This window comes from Actinoallomurus vinaceus, assembly GCF_039542055.1.
Lineage (GTDB): Bacteria > Actinomycetota > Actinomycetes > Streptosporangiales > Streptosporangiaceae > Actinoallomurus > Actinoallomurus vinaceus.
The window spans coordinates 59,581-75,031 of sequence record NZ_BAABHK010000019.1; the positions used below are offsets into that span (position 1 = coordinate 59,581).

Below are 15,451 nucleotides of genomic sequence, written 5' to 3' on the forward strand. Positions count from 1 at the left end.
ATGCGCTTTGCGGCGTTCGTGGGCGCCCGCTGGTTTCGTGGCCGATAGCGAGGTGGCGTGGATGGATCCGTTGCACCCTGGTGACCCCAGGAGCGTCGGTCCTTACCGGTTGGAGGGGCGGCTGGGCGCGGGCGGCATGGGACAGGTGTTTCTCGGCTGGTCCCCAGGGGGTCGCAGGGTCGCGGTCAAGCTCATCCGGCCGGAGCATGTCGGCGACGCGAGGTTCCGGGCTCGGTTCGCGCGGGAGGTCGAGGCGGCCCGGCGCGTGGGCGGGTTCCACACCGCGCAGGTGGTCGACGCCGATCCCGAGGCCGACCCGCCCTGGCTGGTGACGGCGTTCATCGCCGGGTCGTCATTGCGGCAGATGGTGCGCGAGAGCGGTTCCCTCGACCCGAAGGAGGTGTGGGCGCTGGGGGCGGGGCTGGCCGAGGGGCTGACGGCGATCCACGGCTGCGGGCTCGTGCACCGGGACCTCAAGCCCGACAACGTGATCATGGCGAAGGACGGGCCGCGGATCATCGACTTCGGAATCGCGCGCGACGCCAACGCCAGCGGCCTGACCTCGAACGGCGCGGTGGTGGGGACGTTCGCGTTCATGTCCCCTGAGCAGGTGCGCGCGGACCGGGCCGGACCGGCGAGCGACGTGTTCTCGCTGGGGTGCGTTCTGACCTACGCCGCCACGGGTCGTAGCCCGTTCGACGCCGGAACGATCCCCGCGATCGTGCACCGCATCATCAACGACCCGCCTCGCCTCGACGGGATGACGGGCGACCTCGCGGACCTGGTCCGCGCCTGCCTGGCCAAGGCCCCGGGCGACCGGCCTTCTGTCGCCGACGTTCTGGCACGGCTCACCAACCCCGGGATGGTGCGGCCGCCGGTGACGCCAACGGCCCCGCCGCACGAGGCCACGGTCCACGTTCGGCAGCCGACACTGGGGGTGACCAGGCACGAGGCAGGTCCTGCACAGCCGGTGGCGGGCGCCGCACGTCCGATCCGGCGCCGTACTCTCCTGCTCGGCGCGGCGGCGGTCGCCGGCACGGCCGCCGCGGTCGCCGTTCCCGCGGTCGCGTTCTGGCCGGAGTCCGACGGGCCCCGACCTGGCAATGTGGAGCTGATGGCGTTCAGCCGGGACGGCAGGATGCTGGCCGTGGTCGGCGGCGACGGGGCCGACACCATGTGGCTCTGCGATGTGGCCGCGAAGAAGCGCACCGTAACCCATCTGAAGGTGAACGGCGAGGTGTCCGCGCTGGCGTTCAGCCCGGACGGCAGGACCCTCGCCAGGGCCGAGGGCACCACCATCCAGCTCTGGGATGTGGCGACCGGCCACGCCACCGGCACTCTCACCGGCAACGCCACGAGCGTGAGAGTGATGGCGTTCAGCCCCGATGGCAGGACCCTGGCGGGCGCCGAAGACACCACGGTCCGGTTCTGGGACGTCGCCACCGGCCGCGTCACCGTCTCCTATTCCGGTTCCAAGGACACCGTCGAAGCGCTGACGTTCAGCCCGGACGGCGGGACCCTGGCGGCGGGCAACTTCAACGCCAAGAGTGTGCGGCTCGTGGACACAAGGACCACTCAGGAGAAGGGCGTCCTCGACGAAGCCAACATGATCCTCGCGTTGGCGTACTCCCCGGACGGCAAGAGCCTGGCCATCGGCGGCCAGGGGACCCGGCTCTGGGACCTGAACGTCGGCTCCCGCAGCATCACCCTCAGCGACGCGGCCGACCAGGTGACCGCGGTCGCGTTCAGCCCGGACGGCAAGACCCTCGCCAGTGCCGACCTCAAGCCCGCTCAGAACGGCAACTCCGGGGCCCGTACCAGCGATGGCGTCCGGCTCTGGGATGTGGCGAGCCGCCAAGCGATCACCACGCTTTCCCGTGCCACCGGGCCCGTGGCGTTCAGCCCGGACGGCAAGACCCTCGCCACGGGCGGCGGCCGGAACCTCCTGCTGTGGGACACGGCCACTCGCGCCGTCGTGAAGTGGATCTGAGCCGCCGGGCGGATCATTAACAGATAGCACTGTTTTTCTGACAAGATTCCTTCTGCGGCGGTCGTTGAACGGGGCCGTCGGCGTCCGCGTCAACGTGTGGTGGTGCAGATGGAGCCCTTGCAGCCGGGTGATCCCGGGCAGGTCGGTCCCTACCAGCTGACGGGGCGGCTGGGCGAGGGCGGCATGGGACAGGTCTTCGCCGGTGTCTCGCCCGCGGGGCGCAAGGTCGCGGTGAAGACGATCCGGCCGGAGCATGCCGGCGACGCGAGGTTCCGGGCTCGGTTCGCGCGGGAGGTCGAGGCGGCCCGGCGCGTGGGAGGGTTCCACACCGCGCAGGTGGTCGACGCCGATCCCGAGGCCGACCCGCCCTGGCTGGTGACGGCGTTCGTGGAAGGTCCGTCGTTGCTGGAGTTGGTGACCGAGGGCGGTCCCCTCGGCCCGGATGCGGTGCGGGCCGTGGGCGCGGGGCTGTCCGAGGGCTTGGGGGCGATCCACGGCTGCGGCCTGGTGCATCGGGACCTCAAGCCCAGCAACGTGATCATGGCGGAGGACGGGCCGCGGATCATCGACTTCGGAATCGCCCGGCATGCCGACGCCACTTCCCTGACCTCCACCGGCGTGGTGGTGGGGACGTTCGCGTTCATGTCCCCTGAGCAGGTGCGCGCGGACCGGGCCGGTCCGGCGAGCGACGTGTTCTCGCTGGGATGCGTGCTGACCTACGCGGCCACCGGTCATGGCCCCTTCGACGCTGGAACGATCCCCGCGATCGTGCACCGCATCATCAACGACCCGCCTCGCCTCGACGGGATGACGGGTGACCTCCGGCAACTGATCGACGCCTGCCTGGCCAAGAACCCCGCGGACCGGCCCACGGTCTCCGACGTCCTGGCACGGCTCACTGCCGCGTCACCGCCGGTTCCGATTCAGCGCCGTGCGCTCCTGGCGGCCTCGGTCGTCGGGGGCGCGGCCGTAGTGGCCGGCATCCCCGCGATCACGCTCTGGCCGTCGTCCAAGCGGCGGAGCCCGGCCCGCGGCGTCCCCGCCGCGAACGCCTCCAAAAAGACGGGCGACCCCGTCACGCTGCCAGGTCCTGACTCACCCGACGCTCTGGCGTTCAGCCGCGACGGGCGGACTCTTGCCGCCGCCAGTTCGGACGGCTCGATCTGGCTCTGGGACGTGGCAACGGGCCGCAACACCCACGTCACACGCATCAGCGTGCCCCGCTTCGTTCAGCCTGTGCTCTTCAGCCCGGACCTCAAGACGCTGGCCCGGGCCGAGGAGAAGAAGGTCCTGCTCTGGGACGTGGCCACCGGCCGCACCACGGGCACTCTCGAAGGCTATGAGGACGACGTCTCCGCGTTGGCGTTCAGCCCGGACGGCAAGACCCTCTTCACGAACGGCGGCGCGAAGGACATCCGTTTCACGGATCTGGCCACCGGCCATGACCGCGAACTCCCCAGCAAGATCCAGAATGTCCACGCGGCGGCATTCGGTCCGGACGGCAAGATAGCGGCCTACGGCAACAACAACGACAGCGTGCTGCTGCATGTCGCTTCCGGCCGCACTCTCGCCATTCTCAAATGGGTCCGTGCCAACTCGATGGCGTTCAGCCTGGACGGCAAGACCGTGGCCATCGGCGACATCACCGGCAACATCGAAGTGTGTGATGTGGCCGGCCGCCGGATCACCGCCCAACTCGGCCACGAGGTCCAGTTCAGCGGCCCTGGCATGGTCTATTCGGTCGCGTTCAGCCCGGACGGGAAAACTCTGGCCAGCGCCAACCAGGCGCCCGGCACCAGCACGGTCCGACTCTGGGATCTGGCCACCCAACGCACGGTCCGGAATTTCGCCAACGCGAACCATCCGGTCGTGTTCAGTCCCGACGGAAAGACCCTTGCGACCTCCGTCTACGGCGCGCAGGGCGGCGTTCAACTCTGGAAGGCCACCTGATGGCAGGATTCCCACCGGGACAGGCCCCGCAGTACCCGCCGTACATCCCGCCACCGCCCGAACCCAGGCGACGCAAGAAGTGGCCCTGGCTGGTCGCGGCGATGGCCGGGGCAGCGGTGCTGGCCACCGGTGCCGTCGTCGCGGTCGTCGTCGCCTCCGGCGACCATCGGCCCACCGAGATCACCCGCTTGGGCAAGGTGTCCGAAATGCTCAAACCGGCGACGCTTTCGAAATACGCTGCCCCAGCGCACTGCATTGAGGGCACCTCGTTCCAGGTCGATGTGCTCCATCGCCAAGGCCTCTGCACAGGTTATGGCGTGACCCCGACGGGACAGCAGGGTGACTTCATGGTCTCCATCGACGCCTACCTGCCCGCATCCGGCCGCTCGGCCAAGCGAGCCGAATCCGCCGCACACCAATTCCTCCTCGACAACCGGCACAGCTTCCTCAACGAGAAGGAATATGCCAGGGTCACCGGCGCGCACCCGCTCGCGGGACTGGGCGACGAGGCGTTCATGATCAACTTGATCAACGACGACGGCGACAAGGCTCTTGCCAAACTCCTCGTCAGATGGCGGAACGCCTTCATCCTGATCGACTATGGGGCGTCGAACAAGTCATCGACCGATCCCGGCGATCCCAACTTCATGAAGCGGACTCCCGCCTCTCCGCAATACACCGAAGCCGCCGCGACGGCCGCCGCCCACGACGTCCTCGACGCGATCCGCTGACATTGTGCAGCGCCCGTTTTCCGCGTAGCCCTACTCGGCCGAACCGCCCGGGGTGACCAGGCCGGACTCGTAGGCGAGGACGACGGCCTGGGCGCGGTCGCGCAGGCCGAGCTTGGTGAAGACCCGGGCGACGTGCGTCTTGACCGTGTGCTCGCTGACCACGAGGCGGGCGGCGATCTCGGCGTTGGACAGGCCGCCGGCGATCAGCTGGAGGACCTCGGTCTCCCGGGCGGTCAGCGTGGCCAACGCCGGCGCCGGCTTCGGCTGATCCCGCCGCTGGCGCGCGAACTCCCGGATCAGCCGGCCCGTGACCTGCGGGGCCAGCAGCGCGTCGCCCCGGGCCACCACGCGCACCGCGGCCACCAGGTCGTCGGCGGTCGAGTCCTTCAGCAGGAAACCGCTCGCCCCGGCGGACAGCGCCTCGTAGACGTATTCGTCGACGTCGAAGGTGGTCAGCATCAGCACGCGCGTCGATCCGTTGGCGGGGTCGGCGAGGATGCGCTTCGTGGCGTCGATACCGTCCATCTTCGGCATCCGGATGTCCATCAGCACGACGTCGGGCCGGTGGGCCTCGGCGAGGCGCACGGCCTCCCGGCCGTCACCGCACTGCCCGACGACGTCGATGTCCGGTTGGGCGGCGAGAAGCGCGGCGAAACCGGCACGCACGATCGTCTGGTCGTCGACGATCACTACTCGGATCATGAACTCCGATTCTTGCCTACCGGAAGGTCCGCCTGCACGGCGAATCCCCCTTCCGGGCGCGGGCCCGCGGCGAACCGGCCGCCCAGCATCGTCGCCCGCTCCCGCATCCCCACGAGACCGTGGCCCATGACCCTGGTCCGGCCGTCGGCGTTCACCGTCGTCGTGGGCGGGACCGTCGCGCCGTCGTCGCTCACGCGGACGGCCAGCCGGTCGCCCTGGTACTCGAGCTCGACGTCGACCCGCGACCCCGGAGCGTGCCGCCTGGCGTTCGTCAGGGCCTCCTGCACGATCCGGTACGCCGACAGCTCCACCGTCGTCGACAACGGGCGGGCGCTGCCGCGCACCGTCAGGCGGGCCTCGCCGCCCGCGCCACGGTGCGAGTCGATCAGCTCGCCGAGCCGGTCGAGCCGCGGCTGCGGGGTCACCTCCGGCTCCGCGCCGGGCTCGGCGCGCAGCACGGTGAGGAGCCGGCGCATCTCCTCCAGGGCCTCCCGGGCCGCCCCGGCGATCTCCCCGAAGCCCTTCTTCGCCTCGGGCGACAGGCTCCGCATGGTGTACGGGGCGGTCTCCGCCTGCACGGCGATCATCGAGACCGAGTGCGCGACGACGTCGTGCAGCTCACGGGCGATCCGGGCACGCTCGCGCAGGATCGCCTGCTCGCGCTCCGCGACGTTGAGCCGGGTCAGGGTCTCGCTGCTGCGCTCCCGCTCCTCGTCCACGCTGGCCTCGGCGGTCTCCACCGTACGGCGGGCGTCGCCCAGCCCGATCGCGGCGATGACCGCCGTGAACCCGGCGAGCCAGGGGATGTCGTCGAGACTGCTGGAGGCGAGGTACACCACGCCCACGCCGACGACGCTGCACACGCCGAGCACGCCCGTCGACGGACGGGGCAGCTGCTGCGCGAGGAGGAACAGGGTGTACAGCCCGGCGAACGCCGTGGTCATCAGGACCTGCTGCCCGGACAGCAGGCTCGCGGCGAGCGCGCCGAGCACGATCGCCGACGCCGGGCGCAGCGACTCCCGGCGGAACATCAGCGGCAGCGTGGCCGCCAGCGCGAACGCCCCCGGCAGGCTCACCACCTGAAGGTGGTGCAGGGGCAGTTCGATCAGGGCCGCCACGGCGAGGATCGCGCCGGTCACCGGCCCGTACGCCCACGACTCCGCGAACCGGCGCCAGGCGTGCACCCAGCGCAGCACCGGCGGCGTCCGGGGCTGCCGGGCCGCCGGAGGTGGCGGGCCGGCCGGGTTCGGCGGCGGCTGCCGCTGCAGGAGTGTGCCGTCCGGCGTGGCGTACGGCGGTGGTCCACCGTAAGGCGGAGGAGTGGCGGGAGGCGTGCTCCTGCCGTACAGGGAGGCGACGAGGCGGCTCGTGATCGGACGGAGCAGGCGGCCGATTCCGGTGAGGATCCACAGAAGGACCTGACCCACCGCGGTCACGACCTGCGCGGCCACGCGCCACGCCGCCGGTCCGGCCTCGTGGAGAAAGTCAGGCTTGTCGCTGGTCACTCTTTATCATCACCTGTTCTCGGGCGTTCCCGCGTCGCCGCGCAGAGCGATTCCTTGTGGGCCCGGAGGACCCCGATGTCCACCTCTGGGACGATTCCGAGCCCATCCTTGCGGGGGACGACCGGGCGTGATCCGCGGCGTACCTTTGCAGTGTGACGAGGCACCGGCGCTCTCGTACTAGGGGGTCCGAGGTCGCCGGTGTCCGGGTCGGGCCATCCGGATCTCGGGGGTTCGGGTGGCGCGACCGATCGTCCCTCGCCGAGGTGGCCGTGGTGCCGTCCGGGTCTCCCGCGGGTATGTCCCGTGGACGGCCAGGTCGGGGTGACCATGGGCTGGGGAAGACCCCGATCCGGCCTCCTCGGCGAGGGCCACATCTCGTGGCCCTCGCGTGGCCCGCCGGCCATGACGCCGCCCGCCGGTCTCACGGTCGGCCGCGCAGGAGGCGCAACGCCTTCTCCTTCTCGAAGTCCAGCGCCCGCGCCGGAGGCGCCGACAGCCGTCCGACGCGCTCGCCGAGCTCCCGGACGTCCGCCCGTACCTCCGGATCGGCCAGCACGCGCAACCCGAATGCCAGCTCCGCGGGGCTGATGTCGTACCTCTTCTCCAGGGCCAGGGCCAGCGCGACGGCCCGCAGCTCGGCGTCCCCGAACCGGCGATGGCCCTGGCGTTCCCGGGTCGGCGGAAGGAGGCCGAGGGTCTCGCGGTAGCGGAGCATGCGGGGGGACGTGCCGAGCCGCTGGGCGGCCTCCGTGATACGCATGGCCCCATTCTGACAAATCAGTGTCAGATACCGCGCCCGGACCGTGCGATCCTCGAGCGGCCCCGCCTAGACTCGCGGTGACACCGATCCCAGGGAGCACATCAACCATGGACTACAAGGTCGCCGATCTGTCGCTGGCGGCGTTCGGCCGCAAGGAGATCCAGCTCGCCGAGCACGAGATGCCGGGTCTCATGGCGGTCCGTGAGGAGTACGCCGAGTCCCAGCCGCTGCGCGGCGCGAAGATCATGGGCTCGCTGCACATGACGATCCAGACGGCCGTGCTGATCGAGACGCTGGTCGCGCTCGGTGCCGAGGTCCGCTGGGTGAGCTGCAACATCTTCTCGACCCAGGACCACGCGGCCGCCGCGGTCGTCGTCGGCCCGAACGGCACCGCGGAGGACCCGCAGGGTGTCCCGGTGTTCGCCTGGAAGGGCGAGACGCTGGAGGAGTACTGGTGGTGCACCGAGCAGGCGCTCGCCTGGCCCGGCGGTGACGGCCCGAACATGATCCTCGACGACGGCGGCGACGCGACCCTGCTCGTCCACAAGGGCGCCGAGTACGAGAAGGCCGGCGCCGTGCCCTCCGCCGCCGAGGAGGACCCGGAGGAGTGGAAGGTCATCCTCGACCTCCTCCACCGTACGGTCGACGGCTCCGGCCGGTGGACCGCGATCGCCGAGCGCATCAAGGGCGTCACCGAGGAGACCACGACCGGCGTGCACCGTCTCTACGAGATGCACAAGGCCGACACGCTGCTGTTCCCGGCGATCAACGTCAACGACTCCGTCACCAAGTCGAAGTTCGACAACAAGTACGGCTGCCGCCACAGCGTCATCGACGGCCTCAACCGCGCCACCGACGTGCTGATCGGCGGCAAGGTCGCCGTCGTCTGCGGCTACGGCGACGTCGGCAAGGGCTGCGCCGACGCCCTGCGCGGCCAGGGCGCCCGCGTCATCGTCACCGAGATCGACCCGATCTGCGCGCTGCAGGCCGCCATGGACGGCTTCCAGGTCACCACGCTCGAGGACGTCGTCGACATCGCCGACATCTTCGTCACGACGACCGGCAACTTCAACATCATCCGCGCCGACCACATGGAGCGGATGAAGCACCAGGCGATCGTCTCCAACATCGGCCACTTCGACAACGAGATCGACATGGCCGGCCTGGCGAAGATCCAGGGCATCGTGAAGGAAGAGGTCAAGCCGCAGGTCCACACCTGGGCCTTCCCCGACGGCAAGACCATCATCGTGCTCGCCGAGGGCCGGCTGATGAACCTCGGCTGCGCCACCGGCCACCCGAGCTTCGTGATGTCGAACTCCTTCACCAACCAGGTGATCGCGCAGATCGAGCTGTTCACCCGCACCGAGAACTACCCGATCGGCGTGTACACCCTGCCCAAGCACCTCGACGAGAAGGTCGCCCGCCTGCACCTGGACGCGCTCGGCGTCAAGCTGACCGAGCTCACCAAGGAGCAGGCCGCCTACATCGGCGTCGACGTCGAGGGCCCGTACAAGCCTGAGCACTACCGGTACTGAGGCCATTTCGTCGTGACGTACGACATCGCGGACCCCGGGCTCGCCGAGTCCGGGGTCCGGCGCATCGAGTGGGCGGACCGGTCCATGCCCGTGCTGCGGCGCATCCGGGAACGGTTCGCCGCCGAACGCCCCCTGGACGGCCTGCGGATCGCGGCGTGCATGCACGTCACCACCGAGACCGCGAACCTCATCCGCACGCTCCAGACCGGGGGCGCCCAGGTGGCCCTCGCCGCCTCGAACCCCCTGTCCACCCAGGACGACACCGCCGCCGCGCTCGTGCGGGAGTACGGCGCCGCCGTCTTCGCCCGGCAGGGCGTCGACCGCGAGGGCTACTACCGGCACATCCACCAGGCTCTCGAGATCGGCCCCGAGCTCGTCCTGGACGACGGCTGCGACCTGGTCAACATCCTGCACACCGAACGCCTCGACCTGGTCGACGGTGTACGCGGCGGCTGCGAGGAGACCACCACCGGCGTCATCCGGCTGCACCAGATGGCCCGCGAGGACGCGCTGCGCTTCCCCATGGTCGCGGTCAACGACACCGACACCAAGCACATGTTCGACAACCGGTACGGCACCGGCCAGTCGACGCTCGACGGGATCGTCCGCGCCACGAACACCCTGCTGGCCGGCAAGACGATCGTCATCGCCGGCTTCGGGTACTGCGGCCGGGGCCTGTCCGAACGCGCCCGCGGCATGGGCGGACGGGTCGTCGTCACCGAGATCGACCCGGTCAAGGCGCTCGACGCCGCCCTGCAGGGCTTCCGCGTCCAGACGATGGAACAGGCCGCCGAGCACGGCGACGTCTTCATCACCGTCACCGGCAACCGGGACGTCATCCGCGCCGAGCACCTCGCCCGGATGAAGGACGGCGCGATCCTCGCCAACTCCGGCCACTTCGACGTCGAGATCGACGTACGGGCGCTCGCCGACCTCGCCGTGGACATCAAGCGCGGCGTACGCCCCCAGACCGACGAGTACGTCCTCGCCGACGGCCGCAGGCTCGTCCTGCTCGCCGAGGGACGCCTCGTCAACCTCGCGGCGGCGGAGGGGCACCCGGCGGCCGTCATGGACATGTCCTTCGCCGACCAGGCCCTCACCTGCGAGTGGATCGCCGGCCAGGACCTCACCCCCGGCGTGTACGACGTGCCCAAGGCGATCGACACCGAGGTCGCCCGCCTGAAGCTCGCCTCCATGGACGTCGAGATCGACGCGCTCACCCCCACGCAGGAGGAGTACCTGTCCTCCTGGCGGCAGGGCTCCTGACGGGACCGGCAGGCGCTCAGGAGGGTGTGAGCGCCTCCGGCCGGCACGCGATTCCGACGACGTCGCCGGGTAGGGCGACCCCGAATGACCCGGCGGCCGCCTACGGCCAGGGCCCGCCGATATCGTCGGTGCCGCACCGGAGATCAGCAGCCGAGGGAGGGCCTGTGGCCGTGGAAGAGGGCGTCGCGCTCGTCACCGGAGCGTCCCGCGGACTGGGCGCGGTCATCGCGCGGCGCCTGGCCGCCGACGGCCGGCCCGTGGCCGTCGGATTCCGCTCCGGAGCGGACCAGGCCCGGCGAGTGGTCGAGGACATCCGCGCCGCGGGCGGCCGTGCCGAGGCGTTCGCCGCCGACGTCACCGACGAGGCCGCGGTGGCCGATCTGGTCGCGGCGGTGACCGACGGGCTCGGCCCGATCACCGTCCTGGTCGTCAACGCGACCGGCCCACAGCCGGCGGTCGCGGTGGAGGATCTGACCTGGGAGGCGCACCTCGACCAGCTGCGGTTCTTCGTCAAGAGCCCCACATTGCTGCTGCAGGCCGTCCTCCCCGGGATGAAGGCCGGAGGGGGCGGCCGGGTCATCCAGATCGGCTCCGACATCTTCGAACGCGCCCTGCCCGGCATGTCCGCCTACGTCGCGGCCAAGGGCGCCCAGATCGGACTGACCCGCTCCTGGGCGCGGGAGCTGGGCCCGTCCGGCATCACGGTGAACCTCGTCGCCCCGGGCTGGATCCCCGTCGAGCGGCACGCCGGCGCCTCCGCCGACGACGTGAGCGCCTACCGGGCCGATGTCCCTCTCGGCCGGATGGGAACGCCCGACGACGTCGCCGCCACGGTCTCCTTCCTCGCCTCCGACGCGGCCGCCTTCATCACCGGAGAACGCATCACCGTCAACGGCGGCCACACGATCGACTAGGCCGTGTTCCATGGATCATGGAACGTAGGACGCAGGCACACCGACCGGTTGGCGGGTCCCGATGACCGTATCGTCGGCGTTTTTGGTAAAGCGGACGACCAGAAAATGCTCGTGATCGGCCAGCGCGGTCACCGAGAACCGCTGCCCGTCGTTCAGACCTGGCGCTCTGAAGGCCACCTGGGACCCGAAGGCCGACCCGAGCTCCACGCAGCGCCGGCGCCCGTCCTTGTCGAACGGGTCAAGGCCGTGACCGGTGGCCTCCAGTTCGCCGTCGACTTTCCTGTTATCGGGCTGGGTCTCGGTCCCGATGTTCACGGTGTACCACGCGTGGATCGGCACGTCCGAGCAGACTGCGATCGTACTGTTGGCTTGAGGATCCGGATCCCCGTTGTCGCCGTTGTTGAAGACGCGCGCAGTCAACAGGGCGATGGCCCCGAACGCACCGACCCCGACGGCGGCGACGGCTGCGAAGGCAAACCGGCGCGTGCGAACGAGCGGAAACATGAACCCTCCAGGTGCGTAGCTGGTCCTGGCCCGCTTTGACGGACATCCACCATCAGAGGTTCGCTCCCCGGAAGGACGTCCGGCTCGGCGAGCCCGACCGGGCCGTATGGCCGCCTCCGCCGCATCGGCCGACGGCCGCGCAGATGGAACGCCGTCGTCGGCTTGACCCGGTCGCGGCGAAGCAGATCAACGCCGAGAACGAGCAGTTCCGCTGGTAGCCCGTGCCGTCGCCCGCCGACGCCCTGGCACGGCCCCACTCTCCTTCGCCCACTGGCGGTCGGTGGTGTCTCCCTCGCGTAGATTCGGGGCGTGCCGCGCGGAACGTACATCCACGAGCCCGGCGTCGAGGAGCGGTTCTCTTGCGCTCCGGACGGCGGTGGCTGGCGCTACTCCGCCGAGCGGTCCGACGGCGGCACGATCGAGTTGGTCGTCGACAGCCTCTGGCGGCCCGCCAGACTTCAGGTGACCGCCGGCGAGCACGTCCTGCGCGGCGGCGCCGTCGGCGCGGAGCTGCTGTGGGTGACCGCGGGGCGGGAGCACACCGCGCGCGCCACCGGCTTCCTGGGCGAGTCGCCGGGCCTGCTCGTCGCGGTGGCCCGGTCGCTGCGCCTGGCCGAGGGCGAGCGTGTCGACGTGCGGATCCTGCTCGTGACGGCCCCGGCCCTCGCGGTCCGTACGGTGCCGCAGCGCTGGTCCCTCGCCGAGATCGCCTGGCACGACGCGGACGGCGAACGCGTCCCGGTCGAACGCTACGAGATCACCGACCTGGAGACCGGCGAGGTATCAGAGATCCACCTGGCCGGGGACGTGGCCGTGGCGGCCCCGGGTATCGAACTCGTCAATCTTGAGGATCCGCCGAATTTTTTCTAAGAATCTCTGACAACCTTCGGGGCATGTCCGATGTCATAGAGATCATGAAGCATGTGGTGGTCGGCGCCGGGGTCGTGGGTCTCCTGAGCGGCGGGCTGGTCGTGGCGTCGGGGGGCTCCGCGATGGCGAAGTCCAATGTGACCCTCAACACGGCGCACAAAGTGATCCACACTGGTCAGACCCTGCGTTTCGCGGGGGTGGCCGGTGATGACGCCGGGCTGCGGAAGGCGCGGTTCTGCCTGGAGGTCCGGGGCACTGACAAGCACTGGCGGCAGGTGGGCAAGTGTGTCATGCCGTACCACGCCGACGGCTGGACCGCCGACTTCCGATTCGACGCCCGCCTGCTCGACCGTGGCCGGTACGCGTTCCGCGCCGTGGGCGTCGGCCTGCGCCACCAGAAGCACGAGATCTACGGGCCGTCTCCGTCGGTCCGCGTCACCGTGCGCTGAACGCTTGTCCGAGCCTCGGCCCGCGGGCGGGTCGGCGGTAAGCCCGTGAACCTCGCCCCGCGGGCGGCTGGGCGGTAGACCTGTGAACCTCGCCTCGCCGGCGGGAGGCGGCGAGCCGGGGGTGAGCCTCGGCTCGCACGCGAGAGGCGGTAAGCCGGCGTGAACTTCGGCCCGCGGGCGGGTGGGCGGTAAGCCTGCGAACCTCGCCTTGCGGGCGGGAGGCGGCAGGCACGCGTGAACCTCAGCCCCCGGGCGGGAGGAACGTCGGCGGGTTCGTGGTGTTCGGAGCACCGCCGAGCCATTCCGGCATGGGCATGGGGCCGCCACCGTACGACGGCGGCGGTGGCGGCGGTCCGCCCACCGGGATCACCGCCGGCTGTGCGGGGCCGGGCGGGACGCTGACCGCGAGCGGCAGGCCGCGCCGGGCGATCGCGGCCCGCCGGGCGGCGCGCTCGGCCAGCCGGCGTTCCTCGCGGTGGCGGCGCTCGGCGAGCACTGCGGACAGGACGATCTCCGGCCGGTGTCCCGACGGCGGTGGCGGGCTGACATAGCCGAGGGCCTCGTCGGCGAGCCGCCGCCCCATCTCGTCGCGGACGCGCGGGGCGAGCTCCCAGAACCGCGTGAGGTACTGCCGTGCCGCCATGGCGATGCCGTCCGGCAGCCGGGACAGCTCCAGGGAGTTCGCCCAGGGGGCGAGCTGCGGCGGCATGATCGCGACCGGGCCCAGCATGACGTTCACCGGCACTCGGTCCTGGATGACGATCGTGCCCGCGAAGATGTCGCCGAGCCGTTTCCCGCGCGGGCTCACGAGAGACGCGATGAGCGCCGGAGAGCCGAACAACGTCCAGAACTCCAGGAACCCGGCCAGCGCCCGTACCAGGGCCTGACGGAAGCGCTCAGGCCCGCCGTCGTCCGCGACCACCCGCAGCCCCAGGGCGAGCTTGCCGAGCGTACGGCCGCGGGTGAGCGTCTCCGTGATCGTCGGGTAGCCGACCAGCACGCCGACGATCATGAGGAGCGCCAGGCCGATCGTGACCGCGGAGTCCGACACGCGTGCCGACAGCCCCACGAAGATCATGCAGAAGTAGAGCACCATGAGCTGCAGCAGCACGTCGATGAACAGGGCGAGCGCGCGGCTGGCCAGCCGCGCGACCCGGATGTCGAGCGCGACGGCCTCACCGGTGACGAGTTCGGGCACGCTGCCCCTTCCAATCGGGCTGTTCAGTCAAGCCGGGAGAACTCCCGTGAACGGTAGTCTGCCGGGTTGTGGACGTCGACGCCTTCGTAGCCGCGCACAACGCCGAATGGCGGCGCCTCGAGCAGCTCGTCAACCGTGGCACGCGCAAGCTGAGCGGCGCGGAGATCGACGAACTGGTCGAGCTCTATCAGCGGGCGGCCACCCACCTGTCCGTGGTGCGCTCCAGTTCGCCGGAGCCCGCGCTGGTCGGCCGGCTGTCGGGTCTGGTGGCGCGGGGCCGGGCGGCGGTGACGGGCGCGCAGGCGCCGATGTGGCGGGACGCAGCCCGCTTCCTCACCGTGTCGTTCCCCGTGACGGCCTACCGGATGCGCTGGTGGTGGCTGGGATCGGCGGTGCTGTCCAACATCGTGTCGCTGGTGCTCGCCATCTGGGTCGCGCGCAACCCGCAGGTGCAGACGTCGCTGCTGTCCCCGGACCAGATCAAGCAGTTGGTCGACCACGACTTCGCCAACTACTACACCGATCACGCCGCCGGGGCGTTCGCGTTCCAGGTGTGGGTCAACAACGCCTGGGTCTCCGCGCAGGCGCTGATCTTCGGCATCCTGCTCGGCATACCGACCGTCCTCGTGCTGTGGGGCAACCAGCTCAACCTCGGTGTCTCCGCGGGGCTGATGTTCGCCCATGGCAAGGGTGCGATCTTCTTCGGCCTGATCCTGCCGCACGGCCTGCTGGAGCTGACGGCCGTGTACCTCGCGTCGGCCGCGGGCCTGCGGCTCGGCTGGACGATCATCGACCCGGGCCCCCGCCGGCGAGGGCAGGCGCTCGCCGAGGAGGGCCGCGCGGCGATGAGCATCGCGATCGGCCTGATCGGCGTGCTCGCCGTCTCCGGCGCGATCGAGGGCTTCGTCACCGGCCACGTGCACGTCACCTGGCTGCGCATCGCCATCGGCGTCGTAGCCGAGACGGCCTTCCTGGCGTACGTCATCGTCTTCGGCCGCCGCGCCGCCAAGGAGGGCGAGATCGGCGACGCGGAGCTGGTCCCCGACGCCGCCCCGATCGCCGCCTGACCGACGCCGT

At 70.7% G+C, this 15,451-nt stretch carries 15 protein-coding genes; 10 read left to right on the plus strand and 5 right to left on the minus strand.

The window, feature by feature from the left end:
- Positions 1-61: 61 nt before the first annotated feature.
- The 3 genes from ABEA24_RS44310 to ABEA24_RS44320 all read left to right on the plus strand — a co-directional run bounded on the left by ABEA24_RS44310 (position 62) and on the right by ABEA24_RS44320 (position 4,671).
- Complete coding sequence (locus ABEA24_RS44310) at positions 62-1,990, plus strand: WD40 repeat domain-containing serine/threonine protein kinase (RefSeq protein WP_345440097.1); 1,929 nt, start codon at positions 62-64, stop codon at positions 1,988-1,990.
- A 108-nt stretch (positions 1,991-2,098) separates the two neighbouring features.
- Positions 2,099-3,940, plus strand: coding sequence for a WD40 repeat domain-containing serine/threonine protein kinase (locus ABEA24_RS44315; RefSeq protein ID WP_345440099.1), 1,842 nt, complete (start codon positions 2,099-2,101; stop codon positions 3,938-3,940).
- A complete protein-coding gene (locus ABEA24_RS44320; RefSeq protein WP_345440101.1) occupies positions 3,940-4,671 on the plus strand; it encodes a hypothetical protein in 732 nt (243 codons plus the stop codon). The genes ABEA24_RS44315 and ABEA24_RS44320 overlap by 1 nt, the downstream gene beginning before the upstream one ends.
- 30 nt (positions 4,672-4,701) lie before the next feature.
- Here ABEA24_RS44320 and ABEA24_RS44325 read toward each other — a convergent pair whose 3' ends face one another.
- The 3 genes from ABEA24_RS44325 to ABEA24_RS44335 form a co-directional block, all read right to left on the minus strand.
- Complete coding sequence (locus tag ABEA24_RS44325; RefSeq protein WP_345440103.1) at positions 4,702-5,373, minus strand: response regulator; 672 nt, start codon at positions 5,371-5,373, stop codon at positions 4,702-4,704.
- Positions 5,370-6,878 carry a sensor histidine kinase gene (locus ABEA24_RS44330; RefSeq protein WP_345440106.1) on the minus strand — a complete coding sequence of 503 codons (1,509 nt, stop codon included), beginning with the start codon at positions 6,876-6,878 and terminating at the stop codon, positions 5,370-5,372. The genes ABEA24_RS44325 and ABEA24_RS44330 overlap by 4 nt, the downstream gene beginning before the upstream one ends.
- Before the next feature lie 421 nt (positions 6,879-7,299).
- On the minus strand, positions 7,300-7,638 hold the full coding sequence (locus tag ABEA24_RS44335) for a MerR family DNA-binding transcriptional regulator (protein WP_345440109.1): 339 nt from the start codon (positions 7,636-7,638) through the stop codon (positions 7,300-7,302).
- A 107-nt stretch (positions 7,639-7,745) separates the two neighbouring features.
- Here ABEA24_RS44335 and ahcY (ABEA24_RS44340) point away from each other — a divergent pair, with 107 nt between their 5' ends.
- The 3 genes from ahcY (ABEA24_RS44340) (at position 7,746) to ABEA24_RS44350 (ending at position 11,353) form a co-directional block, all read left to right on the plus strand.
- A complete protein-coding gene (gene ahcY / locus ABEA24_RS44340) occupies positions 7,746-9,173 on the plus strand; it encodes an adenosylhomocysteinase (protein WP_345440112.1) in 1,428 nt (475 codons plus the stop codon).
- A 12-nt stretch (positions 9,174-9,185) separates the two neighbouring features.
- Positions 9,186-10,439 (plus strand): adenosylhomocysteinase, encoded by a 1,254-nt coding sequence (gene ahcY / locus ABEA24_RS44345; protein ID WP_345440115.1) that lies wholly within the window; start codon positions 9,186-9,188, stop codon positions 10,437-10,439.
- A gap of 164 nt (positions 10,440-10,603) precedes the next feature.
- Positions 10,604-11,353 carry an SDR family oxidoreductase gene (locus ABEA24_RS44350; protein ID WP_345440117.1) on the plus strand — a complete coding sequence of 250 codons (750 nt, stop codon included), beginning with the start codon at positions 10,604-10,606 and terminating at the stop codon, positions 11,351-11,353.
- A 15-nt stretch (positions 11,354-11,368) separates the two neighbouring features.
- Here the strand turns inward: ABEA24_RS44350 and ABEA24_RS44355 are convergent, their stop codons facing one another.
- The gene (locus ABEA24_RS44355; protein ID WP_345440120.1) at positions 11,369-11,857 is read right to left on the minus strand and encodes a hypothetical protein; all 489 of its coding nucleotides are present in this window, start codon (positions 11,855-11,857) and stop codon (positions 11,369-11,371) included.
- A gap of 11 nt (positions 11,858-11,868) precedes the next feature.
- Here ABEA24_RS44355 and ABEA24_RS44360 point away from each other — a divergent pair, with 11 nt between their 5' ends.
- From ABEA24_RS44360 to ABEA24_RS44370, 3 genes are all read left to right on the plus strand, one after another.
- Complete coding sequence (locus ABEA24_RS44360) at positions 11,869-12,075, plus strand: hypothetical protein (protein ID WP_345440123.1); 207 nt, start codon at positions 11,869-11,871, stop codon at positions 12,073-12,075.
- A gap of 91 nt (positions 12,076-12,166) precedes the next feature.
- A complete protein-coding gene (locus ABEA24_RS44365; RefSeq protein ID WP_345440126.1) occupies positions 12,167-12,727 on the plus strand; it encodes a hypothetical protein in 561 nt (186 codons plus the stop codon).
- Between the two features lie 23 nt (positions 12,728-12,750).
- A complete protein-coding gene (locus tag ABEA24_RS44370) occupies positions 12,751-13,176 on the plus strand; it encodes a hypothetical protein (RefSeq protein ID WP_345440129.1) in 426 nt (141 codons plus the stop codon).
- A 241-nt stretch (positions 13,177-13,417) separates the two neighbouring features.
- On the opposite strand, the gene ABEA24_RS44375 is transcribed toward ABEA24_RS44370, so the two are convergent.
- The gene (locus ABEA24_RS44375) at positions 13,418-14,374 is read right to left on the minus strand and encodes an RDD family protein (protein ID WP_345440132.1); all 957 of its coding nucleotides are present in this window, start codon (positions 14,372-14,374) and stop codon (positions 13,418-13,420) included.
- A 68-nt stretch (positions 14,375-14,442) separates the two neighbouring features.
- Between ABEA24_RS44375 and ABEA24_RS44380 the strand changes: the two genes are divergently transcribed.
- The gene (locus ABEA24_RS44380) at positions 14,443-15,441 is read left to right on the plus strand and encodes a stage II sporulation protein M (protein WP_345440135.1); all 999 of its coding nucleotides are present in this window, start codon (positions 14,443-14,445) and stop codon (positions 15,439-15,441) included.
- The last annotated feature ends 10 nt before the right edge of the window (positions 15,442-15,451 follow it).

Coding starts and splice junctions, on each gene's coding strand:
- ABEA24_RS44355 (WP_345440120.1), bottom strand. CDS start 11,857: ATGTTTCCGCTCGTTCGCACGCGCCGGTTTGCCTTCGCAGCCGTCGCC.
- ABEA24_RS44335 (WP_345440109.1), bottom strand. CDS start 7,638: ATGCGTATCACGGAGGCCGCCCAGCGGCTCGGCACGTCCCCCCGCATG.
- ABEA24_RS44370 (WP_345440129.1), top strand. CDS start 12,751: ATGTCCGATGTCATAGAGATCATGAAGCATGTGGTGGTCGGCGCCGGG.
- ABEA24_RS44315 (WP_345440099.1), top strand. CDS start 2,099: ATGGAGCCCTTGCAGCCGGGTGATCCCGGGCAGGTCGGTCCCTACCAG.
- ABEA24_RS44310 (WP_345440097.1), top strand. CDS start 62: ATGGATCCGTTGCACCCTGGTGACCCCAGGAGCGTCGGTCCTTACCGG.
- ABEA24_RS44320 (WP_345440101.1), top strand. CDS start 3,940: ATGGCAGGATTCCCACCGGGACAGGCCCCGCAGTACCCGCCGTACATC.
- ahcY (WP_345440112.1), top strand. CDS start 7,746: ATGGACTACAAGGTCGCCGATCTGTCGCTGGCGGCGTTCGGCCGCAAG.
- ABEA24_RS44325 (WP_345440103.1), bottom strand. CDS start 5,373: ATGATCCGAGTAGTGATCGTCGACGACCAGACGATCGTGCGTGCCGGT.